Origin of the sequence: Paenibacillus sp. GCM10023250, assembly GCF_042653205.1 — a bacterium.
Lineage (GTDB): Bacteria > Bacillota > Bacilli > Paenibacillales > Paenibacillaceae > Paenibacillus_Z.
Map to the genome: position 1 here is coordinate 1 of NZ_JBHSHY010000059.1, position 26,959 is coordinate 26,959.

The 26,959-nt window shown below is 55.1% G+C and carries 28 protein-coding genes and 1 tRNA gene; 19 read left to right on the forward strand and 10 right to left on the reverse strand.

Annotated elements, in window-relative coordinates:
* Positions 1–299: 299 nt before the first annotated feature.
* Positions 300–1,385, reverse strand: coding sequence for an HD-GYP domain-containing protein (locus ACFPB1_RS25410; RefSeq protein WP_379228995.1), 1,086 nt, complete (start codon positions 1,383–1,385; stop codon positions 300–302).
* Positions 1,386–1,430: 45 nt separating this feature from the next.
* Positions 1,431–3,917 carry a DNA gyrase subunit A gene (gyrA, locus tag ACFPB1_RS25415; RefSeq protein WP_379228996.1) on the reverse strand — a complete coding sequence of 829 codons (2,487 nt, stop codon included), beginning with the start codon at positions 3,915–3,917 and terminating at the stop codon, positions 1,431–1,433.
* A gap of 385 nt (positions 3,918–4,302) precedes the next feature.
* Between gyrA and ACFPB1_RS25420 the strand changes: the two genes are divergently transcribed.
* The gene (locus ACFPB1_RS25420) at positions 4,303–5,055 is read left to right on the forward strand and encodes a YheC/YheD family protein (protein WP_379228997.1); all 753 of its coding nucleotides are present in this window, start codon (positions 4,303–4,305) and stop codon (positions 5,053–5,055) included.
* Positions 5,056–5,108: 53 nt separating this feature from the next.
* Here the strand turns inward: ACFPB1_RS25420 and gyrB are convergent, their stop codons facing one another.
* From gyrB to dnaA, 6 genes are all read right to left on the reverse strand, one after another.
* The gene (gyrB, locus tag ACFPB1_RS25425; RefSeq protein WP_379228998.1) at positions 5,109–7,019 is read right to left on the reverse strand and encodes a DNA topoisomerase (ATP-hydrolyzing) subunit B; all 1,911 of its coding nucleotides are present in this window, start codon (positions 7,017–7,019) and stop codon (positions 5,109–5,111) included.
* Between the two features lie 104 nt (positions 7,020–7,123).
* Positions 7,124–7,372, reverse strand: coding sequence for an extracellular matrix regulator RemB (gene remB / locus ACFPB1_RS25430; protein WP_090649306.1), 249 nt, complete (start codon positions 7,370–7,372; stop codon positions 7,124–7,126).
* 34 nt (positions 7,373–7,406) lie between these two features.
* Entirely contained in the window at positions 7,407–8,516 is a 1,110-nt protein-coding gene (gene recF, locus ACFPB1_RS25435) for a DNA replication/repair protein RecF (protein ID WP_379228999.1), read from the reverse strand.
* Positions 8,517–8,562: 46 nt separating this feature from the next.
* Entirely contained in the window at positions 8,563–8,778 is a 216-nt protein-coding gene (yaaA, locus tag ACFPB1_RS25440) for a S4 domain-containing protein YaaA (RefSeq protein ID WP_090649301.1), read from the reverse strand.
* 16 nt (positions 8,779–8,794) lie between these two features.
* Positions 8,795–9,937, reverse strand: coding sequence for a DNA polymerase III subunit beta (dnaN, locus tag ACFPB1_RS25445; RefSeq protein ID WP_379229000.1), 1,143 nt, complete (start codon positions 9,935–9,937; stop codon positions 8,795–8,797).
* A gap of 252 nt (positions 9,938–10,189) precedes the next feature.
* Positions 10,190–11,542, reverse strand: coding sequence for a chromosomal replication initiator protein DnaA (gene dnaA, locus ACFPB1_RS25450; RefSeq protein WP_379229002.1), 1,353 nt, complete (start codon positions 11,540–11,542; stop codon positions 10,190–10,192).
* A gap of 652 nt (positions 11,543–12,194) precedes the next feature.
* On the opposite strand from dnaA, the gene rpmH reads away from it, so the two are divergent.
* The 12 genes from rpmH to ACFPB1_RS25510 all read left to right on the forward strand — a co-directional run bounded on the left by rpmH (position 12,195) and on the right by ACFPB1_RS25510 (position 23,043).
* Positions 12,195–12,329 (forward strand): 50S ribosomal protein L34, encoded by a 135-nt coding sequence (rpmH, locus tag ACFPB1_RS25455; RefSeq protein WP_379229003.1) that lies wholly within the window; start codon positions 12,195–12,197, stop codon positions 12,327–12,329.
* 79 nt (positions 12,330–12,408) lie between these two features.
* Positions 12,409–12,756, forward strand: coding sequence for a ribonuclease P protein component (rnpA, locus tag ACFPB1_RS25460; RefSeq protein ID WP_379229004.1), 348 nt, complete (start codon positions 12,409–12,411; stop codon positions 12,754–12,756).
* A 136-nt stretch (positions 12,757–12,892) separates the two neighbouring features.
* Positions 12,893–13,669: a YidC/Oxa1 family membrane protein insertase gene (locus tag ACFPB1_RS25465; RefSeq protein ID WP_379229005.1), complete on the forward strand. Its 777-nt coding sequence runs from the start codon at positions 12,893–12,895 to the stop codon at positions 13,667–13,669.
* Positions 13,666–14,373, forward strand: a complete 708-nt coding sequence (gene jag, locus ACFPB1_RS25470) for an RNA-binding cell elongation regulator Jag/EloR (RefSeq protein ID WP_379229006.1) — start codon at positions 13,666–13,668, stop codon at positions 14,371–14,373. Before ACFPB1_RS25465 ends, jag begins: the two co-directional genes overlap by 4 nt.
* Before the next feature lie 90 nt (positions 14,374–14,463).
* A complete protein-coding gene (gene mnmE, locus ACFPB1_RS25475) occupies positions 14,464–15,843 on the forward strand; it encodes a tRNA uridine-5-carboxymethylaminomethyl(34) synthesis GTPase MnmE (RefSeq protein ID WP_379229022.1) in 1,380 nt (459 codons plus the stop codon).
* A 35-nt stretch (positions 15,844–15,878) separates the two neighbouring features.
* Positions 15,879–17,768 (forward strand): tRNA uridine-5-carboxymethylaminomethyl(34) synthesis enzyme MnmG, encoded by a 1,890-nt coding sequence (gene mnmG / locus ACFPB1_RS25480; protein ID WP_379229007.1) that lies wholly within the window; start codon positions 15,879–15,881, stop codon positions 17,766–17,768.
* Between the two features lie 2 nt (positions 17,769–17,770).
* Entirely contained in the window at positions 17,771–18,493 is a 723-nt protein-coding gene (gene rsmG / locus ACFPB1_RS25485; RefSeq protein WP_379229008.1) for a 16S rRNA (guanine(527)-N(7))-methyltransferase RsmG, read from the forward strand.
* Positions 18,494–18,643: 150 nt separating this feature from the next.
* Positions 18,644–19,471, forward strand: coding sequence for a nucleoid occlusion protein (gene noc, locus ACFPB1_RS25490; RefSeq protein WP_379229009.1), 828 nt, complete (start codon positions 18,644–18,646; stop codon positions 19,469–19,471).
* A gap of 148 nt (positions 19,472–19,619) precedes the next feature.
* Complete coding sequence (locus ACFPB1_RS25495) at positions 19,620–20,393, forward strand: ParA family protein (protein WP_379229010.1); 774 nt, start codon at positions 19,620–19,622, stop codon at positions 20,391–20,393.
* Positions 20,374–21,228, forward strand: a complete 855-nt coding sequence (locus ACFPB1_RS25500) for a ParB/RepB/Spo0J family partition protein (RefSeq protein WP_379229011.1) — start codon at positions 20,374–20,376, stop codon at positions 21,226–21,228. Before ACFPB1_RS25495 ends, ACFPB1_RS25500 begins: the two co-directional genes overlap by 20 nt.
* Before the next feature lie 103 nt (positions 21,229–21,331).
* Positions 21,332–22,507 carry an aminotransferase class V-fold PLP-dependent enzyme gene (locus ACFPB1_RS25505; RefSeq protein ID WP_379229012.1) on the forward strand — a complete coding sequence of 392 codons (1,176 nt, stop codon included), beginning with the start codon at positions 21,332–21,334 and terminating at the stop codon, positions 22,505–22,507.
* Positions 22,508–22,536: 29 nt separating this feature from the next.
* Positions 22,537–23,043 carry a DUF4446 family protein gene (locus ACFPB1_RS25510; protein WP_379229014.1) on the forward strand — a complete coding sequence of 169 codons (507 nt, stop codon included), beginning with the start codon at positions 22,537–22,539 and terminating at the stop codon, positions 23,041–23,043.
* Here the strand turns inward: ACFPB1_RS25510 and yyaC are convergent.
* The gene (yyaC, locus tag ACFPB1_RS25515; protein ID WP_379229015.1) at positions 23,015–23,608 is read right to left on the reverse strand and encodes a spore protease YyaC; all 594 of its coding nucleotides are present in this window, start codon (positions 23,606–23,608) and stop codon (positions 23,015–23,017) included. The genes ACFPB1_RS25510 and yyaC overlap by 29 nt on opposite strands.
* 176 nt (positions 23,609–23,784) lie before the next feature.
* On the opposite strand from yyaC, the gene ACFPB1_RS25520 reads away from it, so the two are divergent.
* The 3 genes from ACFPB1_RS25520 (at position 23,785) to ACFPB1_RS25530 (ending at position 24,464) form a co-directional block, all read left to right on the forward strand.
* Positions 23,785–24,024 carry a DUF3343 domain-containing protein gene (locus tag ACFPB1_RS25520; protein WP_379229016.1) on the forward strand — a complete coding sequence of 80 codons (240 nt, stop codon included), beginning with the start codon at positions 23,785–23,787 and terminating at the stop codon, positions 24,022–24,024.
* Between the two features lie 49 nt (positions 24,025–24,073).
* Positions 24,074–24,310 (forward strand): DUF951 domain-containing protein, encoded by a 237-nt coding sequence (locus ACFPB1_RS25525; RefSeq protein ID WP_208849797.1) that lies wholly within the window; start codon positions 24,074–24,076, stop codon positions 24,308–24,310.
* A gap of 63 nt (positions 24,311–24,373) precedes the next feature.
* Positions 24,374–24,464 (forward strand) — tRNA-Ser (locus tag ACFPB1_RS25530).
* Positions 24,465–25,194: 730 nt separating this feature from the next.
* Here the strand turns inward: ACFPB1_RS25530 and ACFPB1_RS25535 are convergent.
* Positions 25,195–25,380, reverse strand: a complete 186-nt coding sequence (locus ACFPB1_RS25535; RefSeq protein WP_379229017.1) for a YjzC family protein — start codon at positions 25,378–25,380, stop codon at positions 25,195–25,197.
* 237 nt (positions 25,381–25,617) lie between these two features.
* Here ACFPB1_RS25535 and rpsF point away from each other — a divergent pair, with 237 nt between their 5' ends.
* From rpsF to rpsR, 3 genes are read left to right on the forward strand one after another with little or no spacing between them, the layout of a single operon-like run.
* Positions 25,618–25,902 (forward strand): 30S ribosomal protein S6, encoded by a 285-nt coding sequence (gene rpsF / locus ACFPB1_RS25540; protein ID WP_379229018.1) that lies wholly within the window; start codon positions 25,618–25,620, stop codon positions 25,900–25,902.
* A 47-nt stretch (positions 25,903–25,949) separates the two neighbouring features.
* Complete coding sequence (locus tag ACFPB1_RS25545) at positions 25,950–26,498, forward strand: single-stranded DNA-binding protein (RefSeq protein ID WP_379229020.1); 549 nt, start codon at positions 25,950–25,952, stop codon at positions 26,496–26,498.
* Between the two features lie 18 nt (positions 26,499–26,516).
* Complete coding sequence (gene rpsR, locus ACFPB1_RS25550) at positions 26,517–26,795, forward strand: 30S ribosomal protein S18 (RefSeq protein ID WP_090649321.1); 279 nt, start codon at positions 26,517–26,519, stop codon at positions 26,793–26,795.
* Positions 26,796–26,959: the final 164 nt, after the last annotated feature.

Here is a 26,959-nt window from a genome sequence, read left to right on the forward strand (position 1 = left end):
CTCCATAAAAGTGATCGGCCGAAGCCAATCAGTTTCAGGATGGCTTGTTAGCTCATCGCTGACTTACTTGTTAAAACCTTTTGACAGGTCGCTCATTGTTCAGTTTTCAAGGAACAAATGTTTCTTGTTCATTCGCCCATGTCTCAGCGGCGACTTGATTAATATATCACAGATGCTTGGTTCATTGCAAGCATTTTTTTATTTAATAAAAAAACTGTGATACATTACCGTGCCTCAAAAGGGGCAAGGAGTAATATATCACAGCCAGTGTGCTCAGGTCAAGCCATTCCGGTACGAGATTACGCTTTTGTTCGGGTGATGACTTCTTCGATGTACAGCTGTCTCTCGATCGCCAGATTCACGATCGTGCCGTTAACCGATACCCAAGGACGCGTAGGATGGTTGCGATCCGAAAACACGATCTCTCCCATCCGATCGTCGCTCAGGCGCACGACCGTTCCGTTATGAAACTGAGTCGCCTTCTCGATGAAAATACGCACATAAGCCGGATCCAGCTTCCCGAACGAGTCTTGGTGCAGCTGCTCCAAGACAAGATATGGGGAAGCGGCCTTGCGATAAGACCGCCTCATCGTCATAGCATTGAAGATATCCGAGATCGCCGCGAATTTCGCGAAGGGATGAATCTTCTCGGAACCGATACCGAGCGGATAGCCACTGCCGTCGAAGCGCTCGTGATGCTGCAGCGCGGCTAATTTGACGCCTTCAGTTACGGCGGCGACGTTCTTGAGCAGCTGGTAACCCAGCACGGTATGCCGCTTCATTTCCTCCGTCTCGTCCGGCGTCAGCGTGGTCGGCTTGTTCAAGATCTCCTGGTCGATCCTCGCATTTCCAATATCGTGCAGCAATCCGGCCAAGGCCGACTGCATCCAATCCTTCTTGGGCAGGCCGTTCCACTGCGCCAACATGTAGCAGCATAAGGCGGACATGACGCTCTTATGATACAGATAATCTTCATCCGGTACGTTCTGGGGAGAGAACGTTAAGATCTTATACTCCTGGCTTTCTTGAAGCAGCAGTTCCACCTGATTGCGGATATCGAGAATCGGGAGCGATTGCCCGCTCATCATTTGGTTGAACACGCGCTTGAGCAGCGCGACCGTACGGTCGTACTGCATCATCATCGACGTTTTCGCGAGCGTTGCTGCAGGCTGCTCCTGAGGATTAACGCTATTCGCATCCGCCGCTTCTTTCTTCTCCAGCGGTCCGTCGACGACGACTTGAGGCACGAGAAAGGCTTGCAGAATCTCCAGCTCGCGCGGCGTTATGACCTTCCCTTTATGAAAAAGCACGCTGCCAAGCGGCGTCAGCACATCCTGCGTAATTTTGTCTCCCAGCTTGACTTGCGAAACCGATACCGTGCCCATAGGTCTCTCCCTCACCCTTGCTTGCCTCAACTTCGCCTTGCGGAATTACGATTCATCCGGCGTGACGTTATCGGCGTCGCCTTCCATCTCTTCTCCGCCCTCCGGTTCCTCGCTGCGCGCAACCCGAGTTACCGTGGCAACGGAATCCTCTTCGCGGATGTTGATCAACCGGACCCCTTGCGTATTCCGGCCCATGGTGGAGATATCCGCCATGCTCATGCGGATCAGCGTACCGGAGGACGTCATGATCATGAGATCTTCGTCGTTCTGCACGACGCGGAGGCTGACGATCAGGCCCTTCTTCTCCTGCACGTTGAGCGTCTTGATCCCCTTGCCGCCGCGGCTCTGGGAGCGGTATTCGGCCTCCGGCGTTCGCTTGCCGTAGCCATTCGCGGTAACGATCAGAATATCGCTGTCCGGCACGACGACATCCATGCCGATGACTTCATCCTCGCCATCGGAGCTGATCCCCTTCACGCCCGTCGCCGAACGTCCCATCGGACGCACGTCTTGTTCCGGGAAACGGATGGACATGCCTTGACTCGTGCCCAAGATGATTTCCTGCTTGCCGTCCGTCAGCTTGACGCCGATCAGATCGTCATCTTCGCGGAGGTTGATGGCGATCAATCCAACCTTGCGGATATTCGCGTAATCGTCGAGCGGCGTCTTCTTCACGATGCCGTTCTTGGTCGCGAAGAACAGGTAGCGGTCCGGTTCGAACGACTCGACCGGAATGACGGCATTGACCGTTTCCCCCTGCTCGATCTGGAGCAGGTTGATAATCGGCGTCCCCCGTGCCGTGCGGCTGAGATCCGGAATCTCGTAGGCCTTCAACCGGTACACTTTGCCCTTGTTCGTAAAGAAGAGCAGGAAGTGATGTGTATTCGAAACGAACAAATGCTCGACGAAGTCGGTATCCTTCGTATCCATGCCGATGACGCCTTTGCCGCCGCGCTTCTGGCTGCGGTAGGTCTTGACCGGCAGGCGCTTCACGTAGCCGGAGTGCGTGACCGAAATGACGACGTCCTCGCGCGGGATCAGGTCCTCGTCGAGAATCTCGTCTTCGCTCGTCATCAGCTCCGTGCGGCGCTCGTCGCCGAACTTCTCTTTCACTTCTTCCAGCTCGTCATGGATGATCTGGAGCACAAGCTGCTCGTCGGCCAGAATAGCTTTGTATTCCGCAATTTTGCGAAGCAGCTCCGCGTACTCAGCCTCGATCTTGTCGCGTTCCAACCCCGTCAGGCGCTGCAGGCGCATATCGAGAATCGCTTGCGCTTGGTCGAAGCTGAGGCCGAAGCGCGAAATCAAGCCGTCGCGCGCCTCTTCCGTTGTCTGCGAGGCGCGGATCAGCCGGATGACTTCGTCCAGGTTGTCCAGCGCGATGCGCAAGCCCTCCAGGATATGGGCGCGGGCCTCTGCCTTCTTCAAGTCGAATTCGGTACGGCGTCGGATGACTTCCACTTGGTGCTCGAGGTAGTAGTATAGGATCTCGCGCAAATTAAGCGTGCGCGGTTCGCCCTTCACGAGCGCCAGCATGTTGAAGCCGAAATTCATCTGCATCTGTGTATGCTTGAACAAGTTGTTCAACACGACCGTCGGCGTCACGTCGCGCCGGAGTTCGATGACGACCCGCATGCCGTTGCGGTCGGATTCGTCGCGAAGGTCGGTAATGCCTTCAATCTTCTTCTCGCGCACAAGCTCTGCGATCTTCTCCACGAGGCGCGCCTTAACGACTTGGTACGGCAGTTCGTGCACGATGATGCGCGCTTTGCCGCCGTTCTCCTCGATCGTCGCGCGGGCACGCATCGTAACCGACCCGCGGCCGGTCGTATAGGCCTGGCGCATGCCTTCCCGGCCCATCACGAAGCCGGCCGTCGGGAAGTCCGGACCTTTGATATATTCCATCAATTCGATCGGCGTGATATCCGGCTGGCGGATCATCGCCTGCACCCCGTTGATAACCTCCGTCAGGTTATGCGGCGGAATATTGGTCGCCATCCCGACGGCGATCCCGGTCAATCCGTTAACCAACAGGTTCGGGAAGCGCGCCGGCAGTACGGTCGGCTCATGCTCTTCGCCGTCGTAGTTTGGTGCGAAATCGATCGTTTCTTTGTTAATATCGCGCAGCATCTCCATGGCGATCTTGGATAGGCGCGCCTCTGTGTAACGCATCGCCGCCGCCATGTCGCCGTCGATGGAGCCGAAGTTGCCGTGACCGTCGACGAGCATATAACGGAGCGAAAAGTCCTGGGCCATCCGAACCATCGTCTCGTAAACCGCGGAATCGCCGTGCGGATGGTACTTGCCGATGACTTCGCCGACGATACGCGCGGATTTCTTATAAGGCTTGTCCGGCGACATGCCGAGCTCCGACATCGCGAACAGAATCCGGCGATGCACGGGCTTAAGGCCGTCCCGAACGTCCGGCAGTGCGCGGCTGACGATGATGCTCATTGCGTAATCCATAAAGGACTCGCGCATCTCGGTTCCGATATCGCGATCCCTTACTTGCAGATTGTTCTCTTCTGCCATCGTAAACCTCCTAGAGTTTGCATATGTTCAAGCTTCGCGACGGCCGAAAACGTGAATGACGGCACCGTTGACGAGCAGAAATGATCGGCAAATACCTGCTAGAATAACTATAGTTTCGGCTACTTCCGGCCATCCTTAAACGTTTGCAAACATGAAACTTGCCGTACGCGCATTCCGTTCCCAAAACTTCTTTCGTTCTAGGCGTATACACGCTCCAAACCAGATTATCCGCCATAAACTAACACGAATTGCGGTCGGTTTCTGTCGTATGACGGAAGAACCAAAAAAATAGGCATTATCTCTATTATACCATTGAATTTCAACCCTGTCTCCCTGAGGCACGGGATTCTCAAGCCCGATCTTAACCAAGGAAGGTGGAGCATCGTTGGCGATCCAACGCGTAAAAAGCAAATGGGCGAAGACGAAGGTACTGCTGCTCTCGGAGCCGCTGCGCGAGCGGATTCCGGTCACGAAACGTTGGAGCGCCGCGGCGCTCTCGGCCATGCTGGAGGAACACAGCATGGTGTACGTCAAGCCCGACCAAGGGACCTTCGGATTAGGCGTCGTCCGGGTCGAGAAGCTGCCCGACAACGTCTACGCTTATCAATCCGGCACCGTCCAGCAGCGGTTCGGCTCGTTCGAGGAGATGGCCGTGTCGCTCGCGTCCCGGATCGGAAGCCGTCCGTATCTCATCCAGCAGGGGATTCACCTGCTCACCCATAACGGACAGCGCTTCGACATCCGCGTCATGGTGCAGCATAATCCCCGTCGAATCTGGGAAACGACGGGCATCATCGGCCGTCTGGGCCACCCCGATAAAATCGTCACGAATTACCACAGCGGCGGTATTCCGATGGCCGTCGACAAGCTGATGGCCTCCCACCTGACGAAGGAGCAAGTCGACAGCTACAAAATGTGGCTCGCCGACATCGGCACCTCCATCGCCCGCCAGCTGCAGACCCGTTATCCGCGGCTGAAGGAAATCGGCATCGACATCGCGGTCGACGAGTCGTTCCGGCCCTGGATCCTCGAGGTCAATACGCTGCCGGATCCGTACATTTTCCGCAAACTGAACGACAAATCCATGTTCCGCCGCATTCGCCGGTACTGCCGCGCCTACCGCCGCCGCGTGAAATAAAAACAAGCCGCCCGATCGATCGGACGGCTTGCCGCGCTGCTTGCGCGAGGGAATCAGACGTCGAGATTCTTGACCGACTTCGCGAACTCTTGAATGAACTCGCGCCGCGGTTCGACGTTGTCCCCCATCAGCGTTTCGAAAATATTGTCGGCTTCGATCGCATCCTCGATCGTCACCTGCAGCATCGTGCGGCTCTCGGGGTCCATGGTCGTCTCCCACAGTTGGGCGGCGTTCATCTCGCCGAGACCTTTGTACCGCTGCACGTTCACTTTGGCGCCTTCGCCGAATTCGGCGATGATCGCGTCCCGCTCCTTCTCGGTCTGCGCGTAGCGAACGACCTTGTTACGCTCGATCTTGAAGAGCGGCGGCTGCGCGATGTAGACGAAGCCAGCCTCGATGATCTTGCGCATGTAGCGGAAGAAGAACGTCAGCAGCAGCGTGCGGATATGCGCGCCGTCGACGTCGGCGTCCGTCATGATGATGACTTTATGGTAACGCGCCTTGGAGAGGTCGAAGTCGTCCGCGATGCTCGTGCCGAGCGCCGTGATGATCGCCCGGATCTCCGTATTGGAGAGAATGCGGTCCAGACGGGCGCGCTCGACGTTCAGGATTTTGCCCCGGAGCGGCAGAATCGCCTGGAAATGGCGATCGCGGCCTTGCTTGGCCGAGCCGCCGGCGGAATCGCCTTCGACGATGTATATCTCGCTGATCGACGCGTCGCGGGACGAACAATCGGCGAGCTTGCCCGGCAGCGCGCTCACTTCGAGGGCGCTCTTGCGGCGCGTCAGCTCGCGCGCCTTGCGCGCGGCCTCGCGGGCCCGGGACGCCTGCAGCCCTTTCTCGACGATCTTCTTCGACACGGCCGGGTTCTCGTCCAGGAACTCCTGGAACTTCTCGGCGAAGAACGATTCCACGATGCCGCGCACCTCGCTGTTGCCGAGCTTAGTCTTCGTCTGGCCTTCGAACTGCGGCTCCGGAATCTTGACGGAAATGATGGCCGTCAATCCTTCGCGCACGTCGTCGCCCGACAGGTTGGAGTCGCTGTCTTTGATGGCGTTCATTTTGCGCGCGTATTCGTTGATGATCCGCGTGAGCGCGCTCTTGAAGCCGGATTCGTGCGCACCGCCCTCGTGCGTGTTGATGTTGTTGGCGAACGAATAAATGTTCTCGGTGTAGCTGTCGTTGTACTGCAGCGCAACTTCGACCTGAATGTTATCCTTCGCGCCTTCGACATAGATCGGCTCTTCGTGCAGCGCTTCGCGGCTGCGGTTCAAATACTTGACGAACTCGATGATGCCGCCGTCGTATTTGTACGTGTGAGATGCCCCGGTACGCTCGTCGGAGAGCATGATTTCGATGCCTTTATTCAAGAAAGCCAGCTCGCGGATCCGCGACTGGAGAATTTCGTATTCGTACACGAGCGTCTCGGTGAAAACCTCGCCGTCCGGCTTGAACGTCGTCGTCGTGCCGGTGGTATCCGTTTCACCGATCACTTGCAGCTCGTACTGCGGTATGCCGCGGCGATATTCCTGCCGGTGGATTTTGCCTTCCCGCTTGACCGTCACCTGAACCCATTCCGACAAGGCGTTCACGACCGAAATGCCGACGCCGTGCAGACCGCCGGATACCTTGTACCCTTCGCCGCCGAACTTGCCGCCGGCGTGGAGCACGGTCATGACGACCTCGAGCGTCGATTTCTTCAGCTTCGCGTTCTCCCCGACGGGAATCCCGCGGCCGTTGTCGATAACGGTTATGCTGTTATCTTCGTGAATCACGACTTCGATGCGCGTGCAGAAACCCGCCAGCGCTTCGTCAATACTATTGTCAACGACTTCCCATACGAGATGGTGAAGACCTTTGCCGCTTGTGGAACCGATATACATCCCCGGGCGTTTCCGAACGGCTTCGAGCCCTTCAAGGACTTGAATCTGGCTTTCATCGTACGTGTGTTGATTCGACGACATGCTAGGTTTCACTGCTCCTCTCGACTACCCTGGTCGCGAACTGCGTTCGCTGCTCGGGCCTGCAACCTACTGGCCACTTTGCATTGTGACTGCCTGACAACCCTCTAACTAGTCGCAAAATGGTGCGATCGTTTCTTCAGCGTTGAGGATGAGATCGGCGAATAGTAAATCTTATGTTCCGTAACGACGATGGATTTGGCTTCTTCCTCGCCTATGATTTCGACGTCCTTCCGCTTGCGGGCCTGCGCGACGAATTGCTTGGACAGCTTGGAGGACTGCTCGATCGAGATATCGAAAATCGCCACGAGCTCCGCGGCTCGAATGATTTTTTCCCCGCCTAAATGAATGTACATGCTCCCGCCCTCCGCTTCGTTCGTCTGGTGACAATTACGGCGCCACACGCCCGTCCTGAACGTGATAGATCCGGGTATCGTGCAGCTTGCCGATGTCTACGCTCTCGAGGCCCGTCGTCGTAATGAACGTCTGGACTTTGGTTTGAAATGTTTCGATCAACTGTGTCTGCCGGTGCTGGTCGAGTTCGGACAGCACGTCGTCGAGCAGCAGCAGGGGATATTCGCCGATTTCTTCGTGAATCAACTCGATTTCGGCTAATTTCAGCGAAAGCGCGGTCGTCCGCTGCTGTCCCTGGGAGCCGTACACCGACGCTTCCTTGCCGTTGATAAAGAAGGCGATGTCATCACGATGAGGACCAACGAGCGTCATCCCGCGACGAAGCTCCTGATCCTTGACTTGTGTTAACTTTATCATAAATTGCTCAAATAATATAGATTCTTCTTCCGTGGCGTCGCTTTCGAAGGAGGGCCGGTACGTGATCGTCAGCTCTTCGGAACCGGCGGTGATGCCGGCATGGATCGTCTGCGCCCACTTTTGAAGCTTCTCTATGAAGTTTTGCCTTTTTTTCACAATTTTAACACCGTATTCGGCAAGCTGCATGTTCCACACGTCCATCATGGCCGCGTTGGCGCTGCCGGGCTGGGTGGATTTGAGGTAGTTGTTGCGCTGCTGCAGAACCTTATGGTACTGGCCCAGCGCATGCAAATAACCGGGCTGAACCTGGCCGATCTCCATGTCGAGAAACCGGCGGCGCACGCCCGGCGTCCCCTTCACGATCTCGAGATCCTCCGGCGCGAACATCACGACGTTGAGCGAACCGACGAAATCGCTCAGCTTGCGCTGCTCCAGCCCGTTGATCCTGGCTTTCTTCCCCTGCTGGGACAACGCAAGATCAAGCGTTACGGTGCCGTAACGCTTCTCGACCTCTCCCCGTATGCGCGCCTCACCGGCCTGCCAGCCGATCAGCTCCTTATCCTTGCTCGTGCGGTGGGACTTGGTCAGCGCGAGCACGAGGATCGCTTCCAGCAAATTCGTCTTGCCCTGCGCATTGCGCCCGACGAACAAATTAACCTGGCCGTCGGTCGCCAGCTGAATGTCCTCGTAATTGCGGTACTGCTGCAGGTGGATGGATTTTAATCGCAATGTAAAGCCTCCCGGTCATCGCCGGCGCCGGCAGCGGACTGCCGCATTACCGTCTCACGATCGTAAACGCGCCGTATCCCTTGATCTCGATCTTATCGCCGGCATACAGCTTTCGGCCGCGCCGGTTGTCCGGCTCCCCGTTGATGACGACCTCGTGCTCCTGCAAAAAGAACTTCGCCGCCCCGCCCGTGTCGATGCACTCCGACAGCTTCAAAAACTGGCCGAGCGCGATGTATTCCGTCGAAATGCCAATCTCTTTCATCATCGTTCCTCCTTGATCAGCCCGTCGTCCGGTACGGCAGGATGAGATGCAGGCTGTGCGGATGATCCGTCGGCTTGATGATGATCGGGCTCATCGCGCCATTAAAACCGATGAATAAATATTCGCTGTCGACGACTTTCAGCGAATCGAGCATGTATTTGGAGTTGAAGGCGACGCGCAGGGGCTCGCCGGTCATTTCCTTCGCTTCGAGCTGCTCCGTGACGCGGCCGAGCTCCGTGGAGCTCGACGAAATTTCGATCGTGCCGTCCTCTTGGGTGACGAGGCGGACGATGTTCGTCTTCTCTTCCCGCGACATCAGGTATGCCCGGTCGATCGCGTCGGTCAATTTTTTTGTCGGCAGGACGAGTTCTGTTTTGAAAGTCTGCGGAATAATTTTAGAAGTGTCCGGGTACGTGCCATCCAGGATCCGGGAATAGAACAGAACGTGGCCGACTTTGAACAGCACTTGATTGTCCGCAACGACGATATCCACATGTGTATGATCGTCCGGCACGAGCTTGGACAGCTCGTTTAGCGTCTTGCCGGAGATGACGACGTTGGAGAAGCGATAGCCTTCCGGCGCTTCGACGGATGCGGTCCGGCTGGCCAGGCGGTGGCGGTCCGTAGCGACGAACTTCAGCTGGCCTTCCGCCAAATTCCAGAGCGTGCCTGTCAAGATCGGCGTCTGCTCGCTGGTCGACGCGGCGAATACGGTCTGGCGAATCATCGATTTCAGCAGATCGCCCGGCACCGCGAGCGTCTCGCTTTGCTCGATCGTCGGCAAAATCGGGAATTCCTCCGGATCCAAGCCGACCATCTGGATATCCGTCGAGCCGGAGCGGATCATCGTTTGAAATTGTTCTTTGACTTCGAGTTCGAGTTCCTCCGACGGCAGTTTTTTGACGATTTCGACGAAAAACTTCGCTGGCAGGACGACGCTTCCGGGCTTTTCGACTTTGGCGATCACGAACTCGCCGTTTTCGACGGGAATGAAGCTTTGGATGGAAATGTCGGTATCGCTGGCGGTCAAGGTAACGCCTTGGTGATTCACGTCGATTTTGATGCCGCCGAGAATCGGGATGGCAGGACGCGACGATGAAGCTTTCGATACTTGTTGAATGGCGTCGTTCAATTGATCTTTGCGGATCGTCAATTTCATAAATAAGTCACTCCTAAGGGCAAGGGATTCGCGGCAGCGGAATACGCGGCGTTTCACCTTTATTTGATGATGTTCTTTTAAAAAAAGTAGTAGAAGTCGTAGTAGGGGCGCTGAATATGTGGATAAGTGGCGACAACACGGACAAAGCAAGCCTATCCACATGTGTACAGCGTGTGCATAGGCTTGCCGGTTAAATGTTGAAGACGTGCATAACTGTGAAGCCTGTTATGTCCATTGCTTCCGATATCGAATTCAGGTATGGTTTTTGATTTTCTCCGTCAGCGTTTGAATGATTTTGAACAGTTCCGAATCGGCCTTTAACTGTTGCGTGATCTTCTCATGGGCATGGATGACGGTCGTATGGTCTCGTCCGCCGAACGCCTCGCCGATTTTCGGAAGCGAATAATCGGTTAGCTCGCGGGAGAGGTACATGGCGATTTGCCTCGGAAACGCGACGGCCTTCGTGCGTTTGCGCGCCTTGAACTCCTCCAGCTTGAGCCCGTACAGCTCGCCGACCTTCTGCTGAATGTCCTGCATCGTGATCATCTTCGGCCTGCTGGTCGGAATGATGTCCTTGAGCGCTTCCGCCGCCAGGTGCGACGAGATGTCCTCGTTAATCAGGGACGAGTACGCCACGACGCGGATGAGCGCGCCCTCCAGCTCGCGAATGTTCGTGTCGATTTGGCTCGCGATGTACACCATCGCTTCGTTCGGGATGTCGAGATTCTCCGCTTTCGCCTTCTTGCGCAAAATCGCGATCCGTGTCTCCAAATCCGGCGGCTGGATGTCCGTGATGAGTCCCCATTCGAACCGGGAACGCAGCCGTTCCTCGAGCGTCGGAATTTCCTTCGGCGGACGGTCGCTGGAGATGACGATTTGCTTCCGTTCCTCGTGCAGCGCGTTGAAGGTATGGAAGAATTCCTCCTGCGTCTGCTCTTTCCCCGCCAAAAACTGAATATCGTCGATCAGCAGCACGTCGATATTCCGGTATTTGTTGCGGAAGCTCTCGCCCTTGTTGTCCCGGATCGCGTTGATGAATTCGTTGGTGAATTTCTCCGAAGACAGGTAAAGCACCCGGGTATTGGGATTATGCTCTAAAATATAATGCCCGATCGCGTGCATGAGATGCGTCTTGCCCAGGCCGACGCCGCCGTACAGGAAAAGCGGGTTGTACGCTTTGGCCGGCGCTTCGGCGACGGCGAGCGACGCCGCGTGGGCAAACCGGTTGTTGGCGCCGATGACGAACGTATCGAACATATACTTAGGATTGAGCATATGCGAGAACGTTTCTTCGGGACCGACCTGGACCTGCGGCTGCACGACGGGCTGGATTTCGGCCGGCTCGGGCGGTTTGTTCTCTTCGATGACGAATTTAATGTCGAATTGACGCCCCAGGAATTCCTGCAGCGTTGTCCGCACAAGCTTGGTATACCGGCTTTCGAGCCATTCGGCCGCGAAAGTCGTCGGCGCCGTCACGACGACGACGGAATCTCCGCTGAAGGAAGCTTTCGTCGCTTTGAACCAAGTGTCGAAGCTGGGCTTGCTTAGCTTGGTTTGTATGATAGACAGCACCTGTTGCCACATTTCGTGCGTATGGCTATCCACAAATGGGTCACTCCTTATCAAAATCGCCGCAAGGGGCGCAGTCAAGCTGAAAATGTCGAATTTGGGGGCATGTCGATTTATCGTGAATCCACATTGTTAAGGGATGTCAAACCATCGTTATTAAATGGGGATGAATGTTGTTCACATTGTTATCCACAGGCTGTTAATAATATCGAGGGGTAGTTGGAGTCATCCACACGGAAAACATATTCATCATAGCAAAATAACCCTTGATGTTCAACGATTCCGGCCTTTTTATCCACAAATTCAATAGGTTGTGTACAAAACTTATCGACAACACTAGATATTGTTAATATCTTGTTACCAGTTCGACATAATCCGGGAAAGTGCGATAAATTCATCCACATGTTATTAATTTTGGCGTGAAAGCTGTCCGCCGCTTAGTTTATCCACAGTTTGAATTTGGCAGCCGCGTCCGCGCTTCCCGCACCCGGACGATGGTTGACTTTTGCCCATGCGCATGGTTTAATTGAAAAAGGCGTTTTTTACGGAGAATGCTCATCGTTCGATTTTTCTTATCGGCCCTTGCAGCATTCTCGACGAGGGAAATGAACGATCGCGAATCGTGAAGACGGCGATTGGAACATAGCATGCAGCCAGGATTGAGTAAGGATAGGAGGTGCAAGGATCAATGAGACCTACATTTAAGCCGAATGTAAGCAAGCGTAAAAAAGTTCATGGTTTCCGTAAGCGTATGGCTTCCGTAAATGGACGCAAAGTGCTGAGCGCCCGTCGCAAAAAGGGAAGAAAAGTACTGAGCGCGTAACTTTAAGACCACTTTACGTGGTCTTTTTTTCATTTATATGGGTCATACTATGGGTATAAAGGTTCGGTGAGGATGCAACGTGCAAAGAAAGCTGCGATTGCGTAACCGCGAAGATTTCAGCCGGATATACCGCAACGGGAAATCGTTCGCCAACAGCCAGTTCGTCGTGTACTGGTCCAAGCAGCATAAAGCGGAGCCGTTCCGGCTCGGCGTATCGGCCAGCAAGAAGATCGGCAACGCCGTCGTGCGGAACCGGATGAGAAGACTCGTAAAGGAGATCGTCCGCCAGCAGAGGGAACGGATCGTCGAGCAGCTCGATTTCATCGTGATCGTCCGGAAGCCGGCCGTCGGTCTTGGCATGAAGGAACTCGAAAAAAGCATGCTCCACGTATTGAAGCGCGCAGGGCTGTTAAAGCAGAACCGCTGAGCCTTGTAATCGCTTTACCGCCGGAGCGGGCTTGTTTCTTTGTGCCCTGATATGTGATATAGTTTAGCTGAATGATTATGCGGCGCCTGCGCCTTCTACGAGGGCTGCGCTTATGGTATGCAGAGAGGAGATTTACATGTTGTCCCGTATTTCGAAACGAACATGGATTACGGCATTCGCGCTTATTGCCGTGATGTTTTTCCTGAGCGGCTGTTCGTCGGCCACTCACCCGGTTTCAATGGATGACCTTTCGCACGGCAACTTCTGGCAGCGCAACGTCGTCTACTATTTCTCTCTGGCTCTGGAGGAGTTCGCGAAGTGGTTCCACGGCGAGTACGGCATCGCGATCCTGCTGATGGTGGTCATCGTCCGGACGCTGATCCTTCCGCTTACGATCAAGCAGTATCGCAGTTCGAAAGCGATGCAGGCACTGCAGCCCGAGCTCGCGAAGCTGAAAGAGAAACACAAGGACAACCCGCAGAAGCAGCAAGAAGAAACGATGAAGCTGTTTCAGCAGCATAAAGTAAATCCGCTCGCCGGCTGTTTGCCGCTGATCGTGCAGATGCCGGTCTTCATCGCGCTTTACAACTCGATCTATATGAATGAAAACATTCGTGAGCATACATTCCTCTGGCTGCAGCTTGGCGAGAAGGACCATACGTACGTGCTGCCGATCCTGGCGGCGATAACGACGTTCGTGCAATCCAAGATGATGTCTTCACAGCAAAAAACGATGCCGGCGATGCAGAGCATCATGCTCATCTTCCCGGTATTGATTTTCGTGATGGCGATTTCGTTCCCGTCCGCGCTTCCGCTCTACTGGATTTTTAGCAACACATATACCATCGTGCAAAATTATTTCCTTTATGTCCGCACCTCACCGAAAGATAAGGAGAGTGTCCCCGCGAAATGAAGAAAATCCTAGCATCGGGTAAAACGATCGAAGATGCTGTGCGAAATGGTTTAACGGAATTGCAAGTATCCGCGGAGCGCGTACACGTCACCGTGCTGGACAAGCCGAGCAGAGGCTTGTTCGGCCTGATCGGCGTCCGCGCCGCGAAGGTGGAGCTTACCCTGCTGCCGGACACCGCCGTGACGGTGGAGCCCGAGACCGCGCCGGCCGTACCCGCGGCGGACAAGCCTGCTGCTCCTGCGGCTTCGACAGATGCCATCCTCGAAACGGAACGATTCATTATTGAAGTGGCAAGAACGATGGGATTAGACATTACGATTGCCCGTAACGATTCGAAAGAAGGATTGGTTCTGGCGCTGTCCGGCGCCGGCGATCTCGGCATGCTGATCGGCCGCCGGGGTCAGACGCTCGATGCTTTGCAATACCTGGTCAATATCGTGGCCAACCGTTACTCCAACAGCCATCTGCGGATCGTGCTCGATGCGGAGGATTTTCGCGAGCGGCGGCGCAAGACGCTCGAAGATTTGTCGGATCGCTTGGCCGGGCAAGTCATACGGACGCGGAAGGAAGTCGTGCTCGAGCCGATGGCGCCCCACGAGCGGAAGATCATTCATTCGCAGCTTCAGAATCACGGCAAGGTTAAGACGTTCAGCAAGGGCGAAGAGCCGAACAGGCGGGTCGTCATTACGCTGAGACATGGTTAGGTTGTATACCGCTTATTCCAAGCAATGGCTCTCACCGGTCATTGCTCGTTTTTTATTTTGATCGAAGTTAAGAGGGACGTTGCGATGATAATGATACAAGACACGATTGCCGCCATTTCGACAGCCGTTGGAGAGGGCGGCATTGCCGTTATTCGGGTCAGCGGGCCGGACGCCGTCGACGCGTGCGCGCGGGTTTTCCGCTCGAAGTCGAATATTGCCGAGGCCGATTCGCATACGGTGCATTATGGCCATATCGTGGATTCGCGTTCCGGCGAAACGGTGGAGGAGATCCTGCTCACGGTCATGCGCGGGCCGCGGTCGTTTACCGCGGAAGACGTCGTTGAGCTGAGTACTCACGGCGGCGTGGTAGCCGTCAAGCGCGTGCTGGAGCTGCTGCTGCGCTCCGGCGAGATTCGGCTGGCGGAGCCGGGCGAATTCACGAAGCGTGCGTTCCTGAACGGGCGGATCGATCTGACGCAAGCGGAAGCCGTCATCGACTTGATCCGTTCGAAGTCGGACCGTGCTTTCTCCGTGGCGCTGAAGCAATCGGCTGGGACGCTGTCGAAGAAGGTCAAAGCGCTCCGGCACGGACTCATCGAACTGCTGGCCCATATCGAGGTGAACATCGATTATCCGGAGCATGACGTGGAGTCGATGACCAGCGCCTATATCCGGGAACGCTGCGGCGAGGCGTGCGCGGAAATCGACCGGTTGTTAAAAACGGCCGCGGAAGGCAAGATATTACGAGAAGGCATTGTCACGGCGATCGTCGGACGCCCGAACGTCGGGAAGTCGTCGCTGCTGAATGCGCTCATCCAGGAAAACAAAGCGATCGTCACGGATATTCCGGGCACGACCCGGGACGTCATTGAAGAATATATGACCCTCGGCGGCATTCCGCTGCGGCTGCTGGATACGGCCGGGATTCGAGAGACGGCCGACGTGGTCGAGCGGATCGGCGTCGAGCGGTCGCGCACGGCGCTCGAAGAAGCGGACTTGATCCTGCTCGTGCTGAACGCGAGCGAACCGCTGCACCCCGGCGACCTCGAGCTGATGGAGCAGCTGAGCGGCCGGCCGGTCGTGGTGCTGCTGAACAAGACGGATCTGCCGGCGGAGCTCGACGCATCGGAGGTGGAGGCCCGGTTTCCCGCGGATGCGATCGTGCGGATGTCCGTGCTGAACGAGCAGGGACTCGACGGACTGGAAGGGGTCATCAAGCGGATGTTCTTCGGCGGCGAGCTGGAATCCGCGGATCTGACCTATGTCAGTAATGTCCGGCATATCGCGCTGCTCCATCAAGCGCGCCAATCGCTGGTCGACGCGATCGAGGCGACGGAGAGCGGCATTCCGATTGATATTGTGCAAATTGACGTCCGAACGGCGTGGGAGCAATTGGGCGAAATGATAGGTGATTCGGTAGCGGAGTCGCTCATCGACCAAATTTTCTCGCAGTTCTGTTTAGGTAAATAATTAATTGGTTCCGAAAGGCAAGGAGGGGTAGAGAAATGGGTTATCATGCTGGAAATTTCGATGTCATCGTCGTCGGCGCGGGCCATGCGGGCTGTGAAGCGGCGCTGGCGTCCGCGCGGATGGGCGCGGAGACGCTGCTGCTGACGATTAATCTGGATATGGTGGCGTTCATGCCGTGCAATCCGTCGATCGGCGGGCCGGCGAAAGGCCACGTGGTGCGGGAGATCGATGCGCTCGGCGGCGAGATGGGCCGGAACATCGACAAGACGTTCATCCAAATGAGGATGCTGAATACGGGGAAGGGTCCGGCCGTTCACGCGCTGCGGGCGCAAGCCGATAAATTTTTGTACCAGCATTTCATGAAAAAGACGATCGAGGAGACCGAGCATCTGACGCTGCGGCAGGGGATGGCGGAGGATCTGATCATCGAGGACGGCGCCTGCGTCGGCATCGTGACAAAGACCGGCGCGGAATATCGCGCGAAGGCAGTCGTCGTGACGACGGGTACGTACCTGCGCGGCAAAGTGATCATGGGCGAGCTCATCTACGAGAGCGGTCCGAATAATCAACAGCCGTCGATTAAATTATCGGAGAGCCTGCGCAATCTAGGGCTGCACCTAGTACGGTTCAAGACCGGCACGCCTCCGCGGGTACATGGGGACACGATCGATTTCTCGAAGACGGAGATTCAGCCGGGAGACGAGAAGCCGAAGTTCTTCTCGTACGAGACGGAGTACTCCGATAACGAACAGCTGCCGTGTTGGCTAACCTATACGTCCGAAGAGACGCACCGGATCATCAGCGACAATCTTCACCGCGCGCCGATGTTCTCGGGGGCGATCGAAGGGACGGGACCGAAGTATTGCCCGTCCATCGAGGATAAGATCGTTCGCTTCGCGGATAAACCGAAGCATCAGATCTTCCTGGAGCCGGAAGGCAAGAATACGTCCGAATATTACGTTCAAGGCCTGTCTACGAGTATGCCGGAGGACGTGCAGCTGCAGATTCTCCGTTCCATTCCAGGTCTGGAAAATGTTGAAATGATGCGTACCGGCTATGCGATCGAATACGATGCGGTCGTGCCGACGCAGCTGTGGCCGACGCTGGAGACGAAGGCCGTGCCGGGACTCTTCACGGCGGGACAAATCAACGGCACGTCCGGCTACGAAGAAGCGGCCGGACAGGGGATCATGGCGGGTATCAATGCCGGGCGCAAAGTGCTGGGGAAACCGTCAGTCATTATCGACCGTTCGCAAGGCTATATCGGCGTCATGATCGACGACCTGGTCACGAAGGGAACGACGGAGCCTTACCGGCTGCTGACCTCTCGTGCCGAATATCGGTTACTGCTGCGCCATGACAACGCGGATCTGCGGTTGACCCCGACCGGCTACGAGATCGGCTTGATCTCGGAGGGGCGATACGCGAAGTTCTTGACTAAGAAAGCCATGGTGGAGCAGGAAATCGAACGGCTAAAGACGGTGAAGGTTCGTCCGGACGAGGACGTCCTGCAACTGCTGGAAGAGATCGGCACGGCGCTGATTCAGCAAGCGACGGATGCGCTCTCGCTGCTGCGCCGTCCGGAGTTCATGTATGAGCATGTCGAACGGCTGTCGCCGTCGCCGGAGCCGCTGACGGAAGACATGAAGGAGCAGGTGGAGATTCAAGTCAAATACGCCGGCTATATCGAGAAACAGCAGATTCAAGTGGAGCGGCTGGCAAAGATGGAGAAGAAGCGGATTCCGGACGATATCGACTACAATGTCGTAACGAACCTGTCCAAGGAAGCGAAGGCGAATCTGTCCACGATTCGGCCGCTCTCCATTGGCCAAGCATCCAGGATCGGCGGGGTGACGCCTGCGGATATCTCCATCCTTCTCGTCTACTTGGAACATTACAATAAAGTCATCGCTGCACGGGGGTAATCATGAATCCGACCGAGTCTTGGTTTGCGGAGCTGCTAAGCGAGCGGGGAGTGGCGTTATCGCCGCTCCAGCTGCGGCAGTTTCAGACCTACTTCGAACTGCTCGTCGAGTGGAACGAAAAAATGAATTTGACGGGCATCACGGAAAGGGAAGCGGTTTATGAGAAGCATTTCTACGACTCCGTAACCCTTTCTTTCTTTTTGCGGATAGATGAATTCGCGTCGATCGCGGACATCGGCTCTGGGGCGGGCTTTCCCAGCTTGCCGCTTAAAATCTGTTTCCCGCATTTGAAGGTGACAATTGTCGATTCGCTGAACAAACGGATTCAGTTTCTTCGCCATGTCGTCGAGACGGTCGGACTCGAGAACGTGAGCTGCGTCCACGGAAGGGCGGAGGATATCGGCCGGATGCCGGAACATCGTGACGCGTACGACATGGTGACAGCGCGGGCGGTTGCGCGCTTAAGCGGACTCAATGAATTGTGCCTGCCCTTCGCGATGAAAGGCGGTACATTCGCGGCGATGAAGGGCGCGGATCCGGAAGAAGAGACGCAGGAGGCTAAACGGAGCTTGCGCGAGCTGAAAAGCGAGCTTGTGGCAACCCGCCATTTAAGACTGCCGTTCGAACAGTCCGACCGTCACATTATCATCATCCGTAAGCTTGCGGAAACGCCGTCCAAATACCCTCGAAAGGCGGGCTTGCCGTTAAAGCAGCCGATTCTGTAGCTAGAGTGGAAAATGTTTCACGTGGAACAAATTCGCGACCGGATATTTGTTCAGTTTATCGTGCTGTCAAGCAGGAAATCATCTTTCAGCCGACGAATAATATAGAAACGACAAACTCGGCATTTTGAAATCGGGTGGTATGTTGACACTATGAAAGAACAATTCTCACGTTTATTCGGCTTGGGCGATCAGAAGACTACAAATCAAGATGAAGTGAAGCAAATTCCGGTCGCTGAAGTAGATACGAGTCCGTATCAACCGCGAACCGTATTCGACGATGACCGGATTGACGAGCTGAGCCAAACGATTCGCACCCACGGTATCATTCAACCGATTGTCGTGCGCGTACGCAACGGCAGGTACGAAATCATCGCGGGCGAACGCCGATACCGCGCCGTCAAGAAGTTAGGACTTGACACGATCCCGGCCATTATTCGAGAATTCAACGATTCCCAAGCAGCCTCTATCGCGTTGATCGAAAACCTTCAGCGGGAAGGACTAACTTCCATTGAAGAAGCCGTGGCTTATCAGAAACTGATTGAATTACATAATCTGACGCAGGAGAGTCTGGCACAGCGGCTAGGTAAAAGCCAATCGACCATCGCGAATAAGATTCGGCTGCTCAGTCTCGGCGATACCGTCAAAGGTGCCCTGATCGAACGCAAGATTACGGAACGGCATGCCAGGGCGCTGCTATCGCTCGATTCCGAAGAGTTGCAACTGAAAGTGCTAGACGATATTATTACTAAAGAGCTTAACGTAAAACAGACGGAGGCTAGAGTCGCCTTTTATAAGGAAGCGGTTCAGTCGGCTGCCAAAAAAGCAAAACGAATATCATTCACGAAGGATGTTCGGCTTGCGTTAAATACCATTCGCCAATCCATCGACATGGTCTCGGGATCCGGTTTGCAGATCAAAACCAAGGAGCAGGACTACGAGGACCATTACGAAATCGTCATTAAAATTCCAAAACGATAATATGCATCGCCGACGGCCGTCCGGAAACAGGGACGGCATCGTCGTTTTTATCTATTGGAATTACAACATGACCTCATAGCCCGAAATTGGTAGAATAGAGACACGTTTCATTCAGCTTCAATAAGTTTTCAGCATAGAGGTGAACGGTTTGTCTAAAACGATCGCAATAACGAACCAGAAGGGCGGTGTCGGAAAAACGACGACGTCCGTGAATCTGGGCGCATGTCTGGCTTCTCTGGGCAAGAAGGTGCTGCTCGTCGATATCGATCCGCAAGGGAACACGACGAGCGGCATCGGGATTAATAAAGCAGACGTCGCGCATTGCATTTACGATGTGCTTATTAACGACGTGCATCCGAATGATGCGACCTGTTCTACCAATATCGACGGCTTGAACATCATTCCCGCGACCATTCAATTGGCGGGGGCGGAAATTGAACTCGTGCCGACGATTTCCCGCGAGCAGCGGCTCAAGAAGTCGCTAGCCTTGGTGAAGAACCAGTACGATTATATTTTGATCGACTGCCCGCCTTCGCTTGGCATTTTAACCATCAATTCGTTGACGGCTTCGGATTCCGTCATCATTCCAATTCAATGCGAATATTACGCGCTGGAAGGCTTGAGCCAGCTTTTAAATACCGTACGCCTCGTGCAAAAGCATCTGAATACGTCCCTCCAAATCGAAGGGGTGTTATTGACGATGTTTGATGCACGGACTAATCTCGGCATTCAAGTTATTGAAGAAGTGAAGAAGTATTTTCAACAAAAGGTCTATCAAACCATCATTCCGCGCAATGTACGTTTGAGCGAGGCGCCTTCGCACGGGCAATCCATCATTACGTACGATCCTCGTTCCAAGGGGGCGGAGGTATATCTCGAACTCGCGAAGGAAGTGATCATGTATGAGCAAGCGGCTAGGTAGAGGGCTTGATGCGCTTATTCCGTCGCTTTCCGTCAGCGAAGAAGATAAGGTCATCGAAATATCGCTTGCGCAGCTGAGACCGAATCCGTATCAACCCCGCAAGTCGTTCGACGACGAAGCGATCAAGGAATTGGCCGAATCCATCAAGCAGCATGGCGTCATTCAGCCGATTATCGTTCGTTCGGTGCTAAAGGGGTACGAGATCATTGCGGGCGAACGGCGATTCCGTGCTTCGCAGCTGTGCGGCAACACGACGATTCCGGCCGTCGTCCGGAACTTCTCCGATATGCAGGTGATGGAGATTGCGTTAATCGAGAACCTGCAGCGCGAGGATCTGAATGCGATTGAACTTTCGCTGGCGTATCAAGCACTCATGGATAAATTCAACCTGACGCAGGAAGAATTATCGATGAAGGTCGGGAAATCCAGATCGCATATCGCCAATTTCCTTAGATTGCTGACGCTCCCGGAACAGATTAAGGAAAATGTTTCACGTGGAACATTGTCCATGGGTCATGCGAGAGCGATCGCAGGCTTGAAGGAAGATGCCCGAAAGAAGGAACTGGCCGAGCTGACGATCGCCAACGAATGGAGCGTCCGGCAGCTGGAGGAAGCGATTAAGAATCTGGATCAGCCGATTCCGCCTAAAGCGAAAGAAACGGTATCCAACAAGAAGAAGGATCCTTACATTAACGAGGTGGAAGAGTCGCTCCGCGAACGATTCAAGACGACGGTTCGCATCAAGCAGGCGAAGGACAAGGGACGCATCGAATTGATGTACTATAACAAACAAGATCTGGAACGGCTGCTTGAGCTGCTTCAGCAACTGACGTAAAACCAATACTTTACCCATAGATAGCATACTTGATTGGCGAGTTTTAAGAAGGGCCGCCAATTTGGTATGCTATTGTTAGCATTGAGCGAAGGGAGCAGGAAAAGTGGAGGGACCAAAGAAGGACAAGCCGTATGTGTATTTGGACCATGCCGCGACATCATGGCCGAAGCCTCCTGCCGTTATGGCAGCCGTGAAGGAGGCGATGGAACGGGACAGCGCCAACCCGGGCCGGGGAAGCCATGCCATGGCGGTTCGCGCAAGCCGGGTGCTGTTCGATGCTCGTAAGGCGTTAGCCAAACTCTTCGCGGTGAAAAATCCGAACGATATCGCGTTCGCGCTGAATACGACGATGGCCCTCAATACGGCGATCAAAGGATTCGTGAAACCGGGCGATCACGTCATCGCCACCGCCGTGGAACATAACTCCGTCCGCAGGCCGCTTGAATATTTGAAGAAGCTCGGCATGATCGAAGTGTCCTATGTAGAACCGGGCGCGGAGGGACAGCTGGATGCCAAAGAGGTGGAGAGAGCTATCCGTCCCAACACGCGCCTTGCGGTCGTCAACCACAGCTCGAATCTGCTCGGTTCCATATTGCCGGTAGGCGATATCGGGGCGATCACCAGGAAGCATGGTGTGAAACTGCTCGTCGATGCGGCGCAGACAGCCGGTCTGCTTGAGATTGACGTTGAAGCCATGGGGATCGACATGCTTGCATTTCCAGGGCATAAAGGGCTGTTGGGGCCGCAGGGAACGGGCGGGTTGTACATTCATCCGGAGATCGAGCTGGAGCCGCTGATGCATGGAGGGACGGGCAGTCAATCGGAGTCGATCGAACAGCCGGCAGTGCGTCCGGACCGCTACGAAGCCGGTACCCAGAACACGGCCGGCATCGCCGGTCTGCAGGCAGGGGTGCACCACGTACTGCATGAGACCGTTCGAAACATCCATACTAAAGAAACGGCGCTTACGCATCAAATGATGGAGGGACTGCTCACCGTCGGCGGTGTGCGCTTGCTCGGTCCCGGGCTAGGCAAGCCGAGAACGGGCATCGTGTCGTTCGTCCTGGAAGGGGCGGATCCGTCGGAGATCGGGTTTATTTTGGATCAGCATTACGATATCGCCGTGCGGACGGGCTTTCATTGCACGCCGCTGGCGCATGGGACGGCTGGAACGCTGGATACGGGAGCGATACGCGCGAGCGTGGGGTGCTTTACGACGTCGGAAGAAGTGGAGGCCTTCATTGAGGCCGTGAACGAAATCGGCCGACATTACAGCTAAAGAGCACCGAATGGGGAGAGAACCGAAACATGGATCAATGGATTGAACGGCCGTTTGACTGGGCGATGGCCGGTATGCTTGCCGGACTGATTGTAATCGTATTGCTGCTGCTTATCCGAAATTTCGCGCTGGGGAGCAAACTGAAGAAGCTGCGGAAGAGCTATACGCAGTTCATGAGCGGGTCGAGCGTCGAGAATTTGGAATCGGTCATCATTGACTTGAAACAGCAGCTGGACGATCAGGAAGAGCAGCAGCGAAGTTTGCAACAGACGGTCGATCGCTTGATGGAAGCCGTGCGGAAGAAACGGGGCAATATCGGCATTCATCGATATAATGCGTTCGCGGAACGCGGCAGCGACTTCAGCTTCTCGGTCGCGTTCGTTAATGACGACAAGGACGGCATGGTCCTGAGCGGACTCCATGGCCGAGACAATACGTTCGTGTATGCGAAGCCGGTCAAAGAAGGACAGTCCGCCTATACGTTGACACCCGAAGAGCTCGAAGCGATCAATCTGGCGTTGCGGCAGGATAAGTAGCGGTACGGGTGCATTTCATGATGGATGAGAATAAGCTGTGCGCGATGATGTCCGCCATGCGCATGACGAGATGCAGGCGGGTGTTCTGCAGCACGAAATATTCCATGAAACCGCCGACGTTGACGATGCCGGTGATATGGATGTCGCCGACCGGGGGAAGGTCCTTATTGACGCCCGCGCCGGGACGAACAGGGCCCGTACCGACTTGAATGCAGCCGACGCTCGCGGCTTGGCCGAGGCATGCATCGATGCCGACGATGAACGGCTTGCGTACGCGCTTGTTGATCTCGATCAGCGTGTCGTCCAGATTCATGGCGTGAACCGGCTCTTCCAGGGTACCGTACAGGTCGAAGAACGGGCTTCTGTACTTGCCGAGGGAGGTGCCGACGAGCGGGCCGAGCGAATCGCCCGTGGAACGGTCGGTGCCCACGCACACGACGACGATGCGGCGATCGGGGGATACGGCGTCCAAGAGGTACGTCATACGATTGATGAGCAGACCGGTAATATTAGGTTCCGTGTAGGGCACTTTCAGCGGCGTTTCTTTCATTCCTGGCAGTTTCATAGATTCCCCTCCCGCAAAACTCTATGAATAATCGGCGAAATGCAGCGGCGTTCGGCTATCGATTTGATAGAACTGCCGGTCTCACGCTTGGTTACTAGTATATGGATGGGACAACTATTTTATACTTGCCCGCGGGCAGAAAAGTTCAATAACGACCCCGTAAGGAGGCGAGCGGGATGCTGATCGCGTTCGACTCGACCCAGCAGGCATTGCGGGCCGAGATGCTATTAGAATATGCCGATATTGAAATAGACATCTGCCCAACCCCGAAGCAGATTACGGCCGGCTGCGCGCTATCTATTCATTTTTCGGAAGCGGATTTGGTAGCGGTCCAAGGCGTGATCGAGCAGGAAAAGGTGGAGATCCGAGGCATCTACAAACAGGTGGCGGACCAGTACGAAGCCGTCATCATGTAAAATCCAGTTTCGGCAAACGGCGATAGATACAGAGGAGGAGCGGGTGAAGATGGAGAGGAAGCAGTTTGAGCTTGGCGATATCGTACAAATGAAGAAACAGCATCCGTGCGGCACGAACGAAATGGAAATCATCCGCATGGGGATGGACATCCGCATCAAATGTACGGGCTGCAAGCACAGCGTGCTAATCCCGCGCGCGAAGTTCGAAAAAAACCTCAAAAAGGTGCTCCGTTCCGCGGCGGAACGGCAGCAGGACGAGGGACAAAATAATTTGTCGGCGGAGTGAAAAAACACTTGCATATGGACAAGCCGCGTGTTAAGATAATCCTTGCTGACTGACAAAACACATGGAGAGGTACCCAAGAGGCCCAAGGGGGCTGACTCGAAATCAGCTAGGCGTGTCACAGCGTGCGTGGGTTCGAATCCCACCCTCTCCGCCATTAGCTTAATCAATGACGAAGCGATCCGATCCGGATCGCTTTTTTTGATATTCCGGCAAGCGCGAAATGCGACCTCTGAAGTGTCAGGAATGAGCGGAGGAACAGTGGTGGAAGGGGGCGGCCGTATAAGGCATGATCGAACCTTCCGCAGATCGATGCAGGGCTGTATGGGGACATCGGCTATGGCACGTGAAGAGGGTGCCCAAAGGGCTCAAGAAGAGCTGAAGGAGGAAATCAGCTAGGCGTGTCACAGCGGCTCTGAGGGGCTTCCTGCAGCCTCGGGCGGAGTTCGAGACAATGGGATACCGGAGTAAGGCCAATGGGCTGAGAAAGCGGTAGAGCGGCTTAACGAAGGGGAGTAACCTGGGTAGTCCATTCCTCCCGTCGGTCCAGTCGCCCGTTCGAAGCGTGGACGCCACGCTGCGCGCTCAACTCCATGCAAACAGGAAAAAAGGGCTCTTGCGAGCCCTTTTCCCGACGGTGCATTCGTTTTTTTAGAAATAACAGTCATCACAAAGCTTTCGTCGAAACCTCGGTTCACCGTGTATACGGTGCTGTGTTACAGACAAGTGTCTTTGGCACGACCCTCCGCTTCTATGCTGAGTGGACAGAATCTCCTTGAGGCACAAGCACATTGACGTTCAATGGAACCACACCTCTCACTTGTTCACCGTCATGAATTATGATGCTCCGCAGCCGGGGACTTTATGCATCCGATTTTCGAATTTCGTTAACGATGATTCATCCGCTTCCACTTGCGGTCCTTGTTGGACGTCATCGGAAACCGCTCGCCCTTCTTCAGATGCACCTTCTGCGGATCGTTCACGCCCATATGGAACGAAGCCTCGCCGATCTCGATGTACGTGCCGTCGTTCGGCGCGTGATCGCCCGGCCGGAATTCCGTCCATTCGCCCATTGCCCTGCACCTCCAGCTGATGGCTTCACTAACAAAGGGAGAAGAAATCCCCGAACCGTAGTTTGCTTCAAGCGAAGGCCGGCCATGAACGGAAGAATGCGGGAGGACATGCAATCATTCCGCACTTGTCAGACGGGTACCAAATTTGATATAGTATTCAGGTATGCGAGAAAGATATTTCTAACTCGCTCCTTGCTCCCTTACGGGGGCCGCATAGTCCAAGAGGAGGTGAATCAAATGCGCAAATACGAAGTGATGTACATCATTCGTCCGGATGTGGAACAGGAAGCGGTTCAAGCGCTGACTGAAAAATTCCAAGCAATCATCACGAACGGCGGAGAGATCACGAAGCATGATGTGATCGGAAAGCGCCGTCTTGCGTACGAGATCAACAAAATTCGTGACGGCATTTACGTGCTGGTTAATTTCACCGCAACGCCTGAAGTTGTGAACGAACTTGACCGCGTCATGAAAATCACGGATGAAGTCATCCGTGTCCTGATCACGAAAGATGTAGCTTAGTCTCATCGATCGAACGCAAGCGATGTTTTGATTGGAGGCGATAAACGATGTTGAACCGCGTTATTCTCATCGGCAGACTAACAAGGGATCCCGAAATGCGTTATACGCCGGCAGGCGTTGCGGTTACGCAGTTTACGCTTGCGGTGGATCGCCCGTTCTCAAGCGGCGGACAAGGCGGCGAACGCGAACGTGAAGCGGATTTCATTCCGATCGTCACGTGGCGGCAGCTGGCTGAGACGTGCGCCAACTACTTGCGCAAGGGACGTTTGGCTGCGGTCGAAGGCCGCATTCAGGTTCGGAACTACGAGAACAACGAAGGCAGACGCGTCTACGTGACAGAAGTTATTGCCGACAACGTTCGTTTCTTGGAATCCCCGAATCGCGATAACGGTCCGCGCGAGGAAGGCGGCTATAGCGGCGGCGGCAACTACGGCGGAGGTCAAGGCGGCTACGGCGGCGGAGGCCAAGGTCAGGGTGGCGGCGGCGGTTCGCAAGGCAGCGGACGTACGGGAGGCACTCGGAACAACAACGGCCGTGATCCATTCTCGGATGACGGGCGCCCGATCGATATATCGGAAGATGATTTGCCATTCTAAACGAAAGGACGGATGAACATGAGCTTTAAGCAAAGAGACGGTGGCGACGAGCGTCCAGAACGCAAATTCGGCGGCCGCAAAGGCCGTAACAAGCGCCGTAAAGTATGCTTCTTCACCGCTAACAAAATTACACACATCGACTATAAAGATACGGATCTGCTCCGTAAATTTATCAGCGAGCGCGGCAAAATCCTGCCTCGCCGTGTAACAGGAACAAGCGCGAAGTACCAACGCCTGCTGACGATCGCGATCAAGCGTTCGCGTCAAGTGGCGCTGTTGCCATACACGACGGAATAGATCGTACGACCAAGAAGGCAGCCATCACGGCTGCCTTTTTTGCGTGTACGCCCAGCATGGGCGTCATCTCTAGGGTGAAAGTCCCGAACGGGGGCTGGCGAACGCCTACCGTTAGCCAAAAGCAAGGGTGTCCGCCGCGAGGCGGAATCTGAAGGAAGCTTACG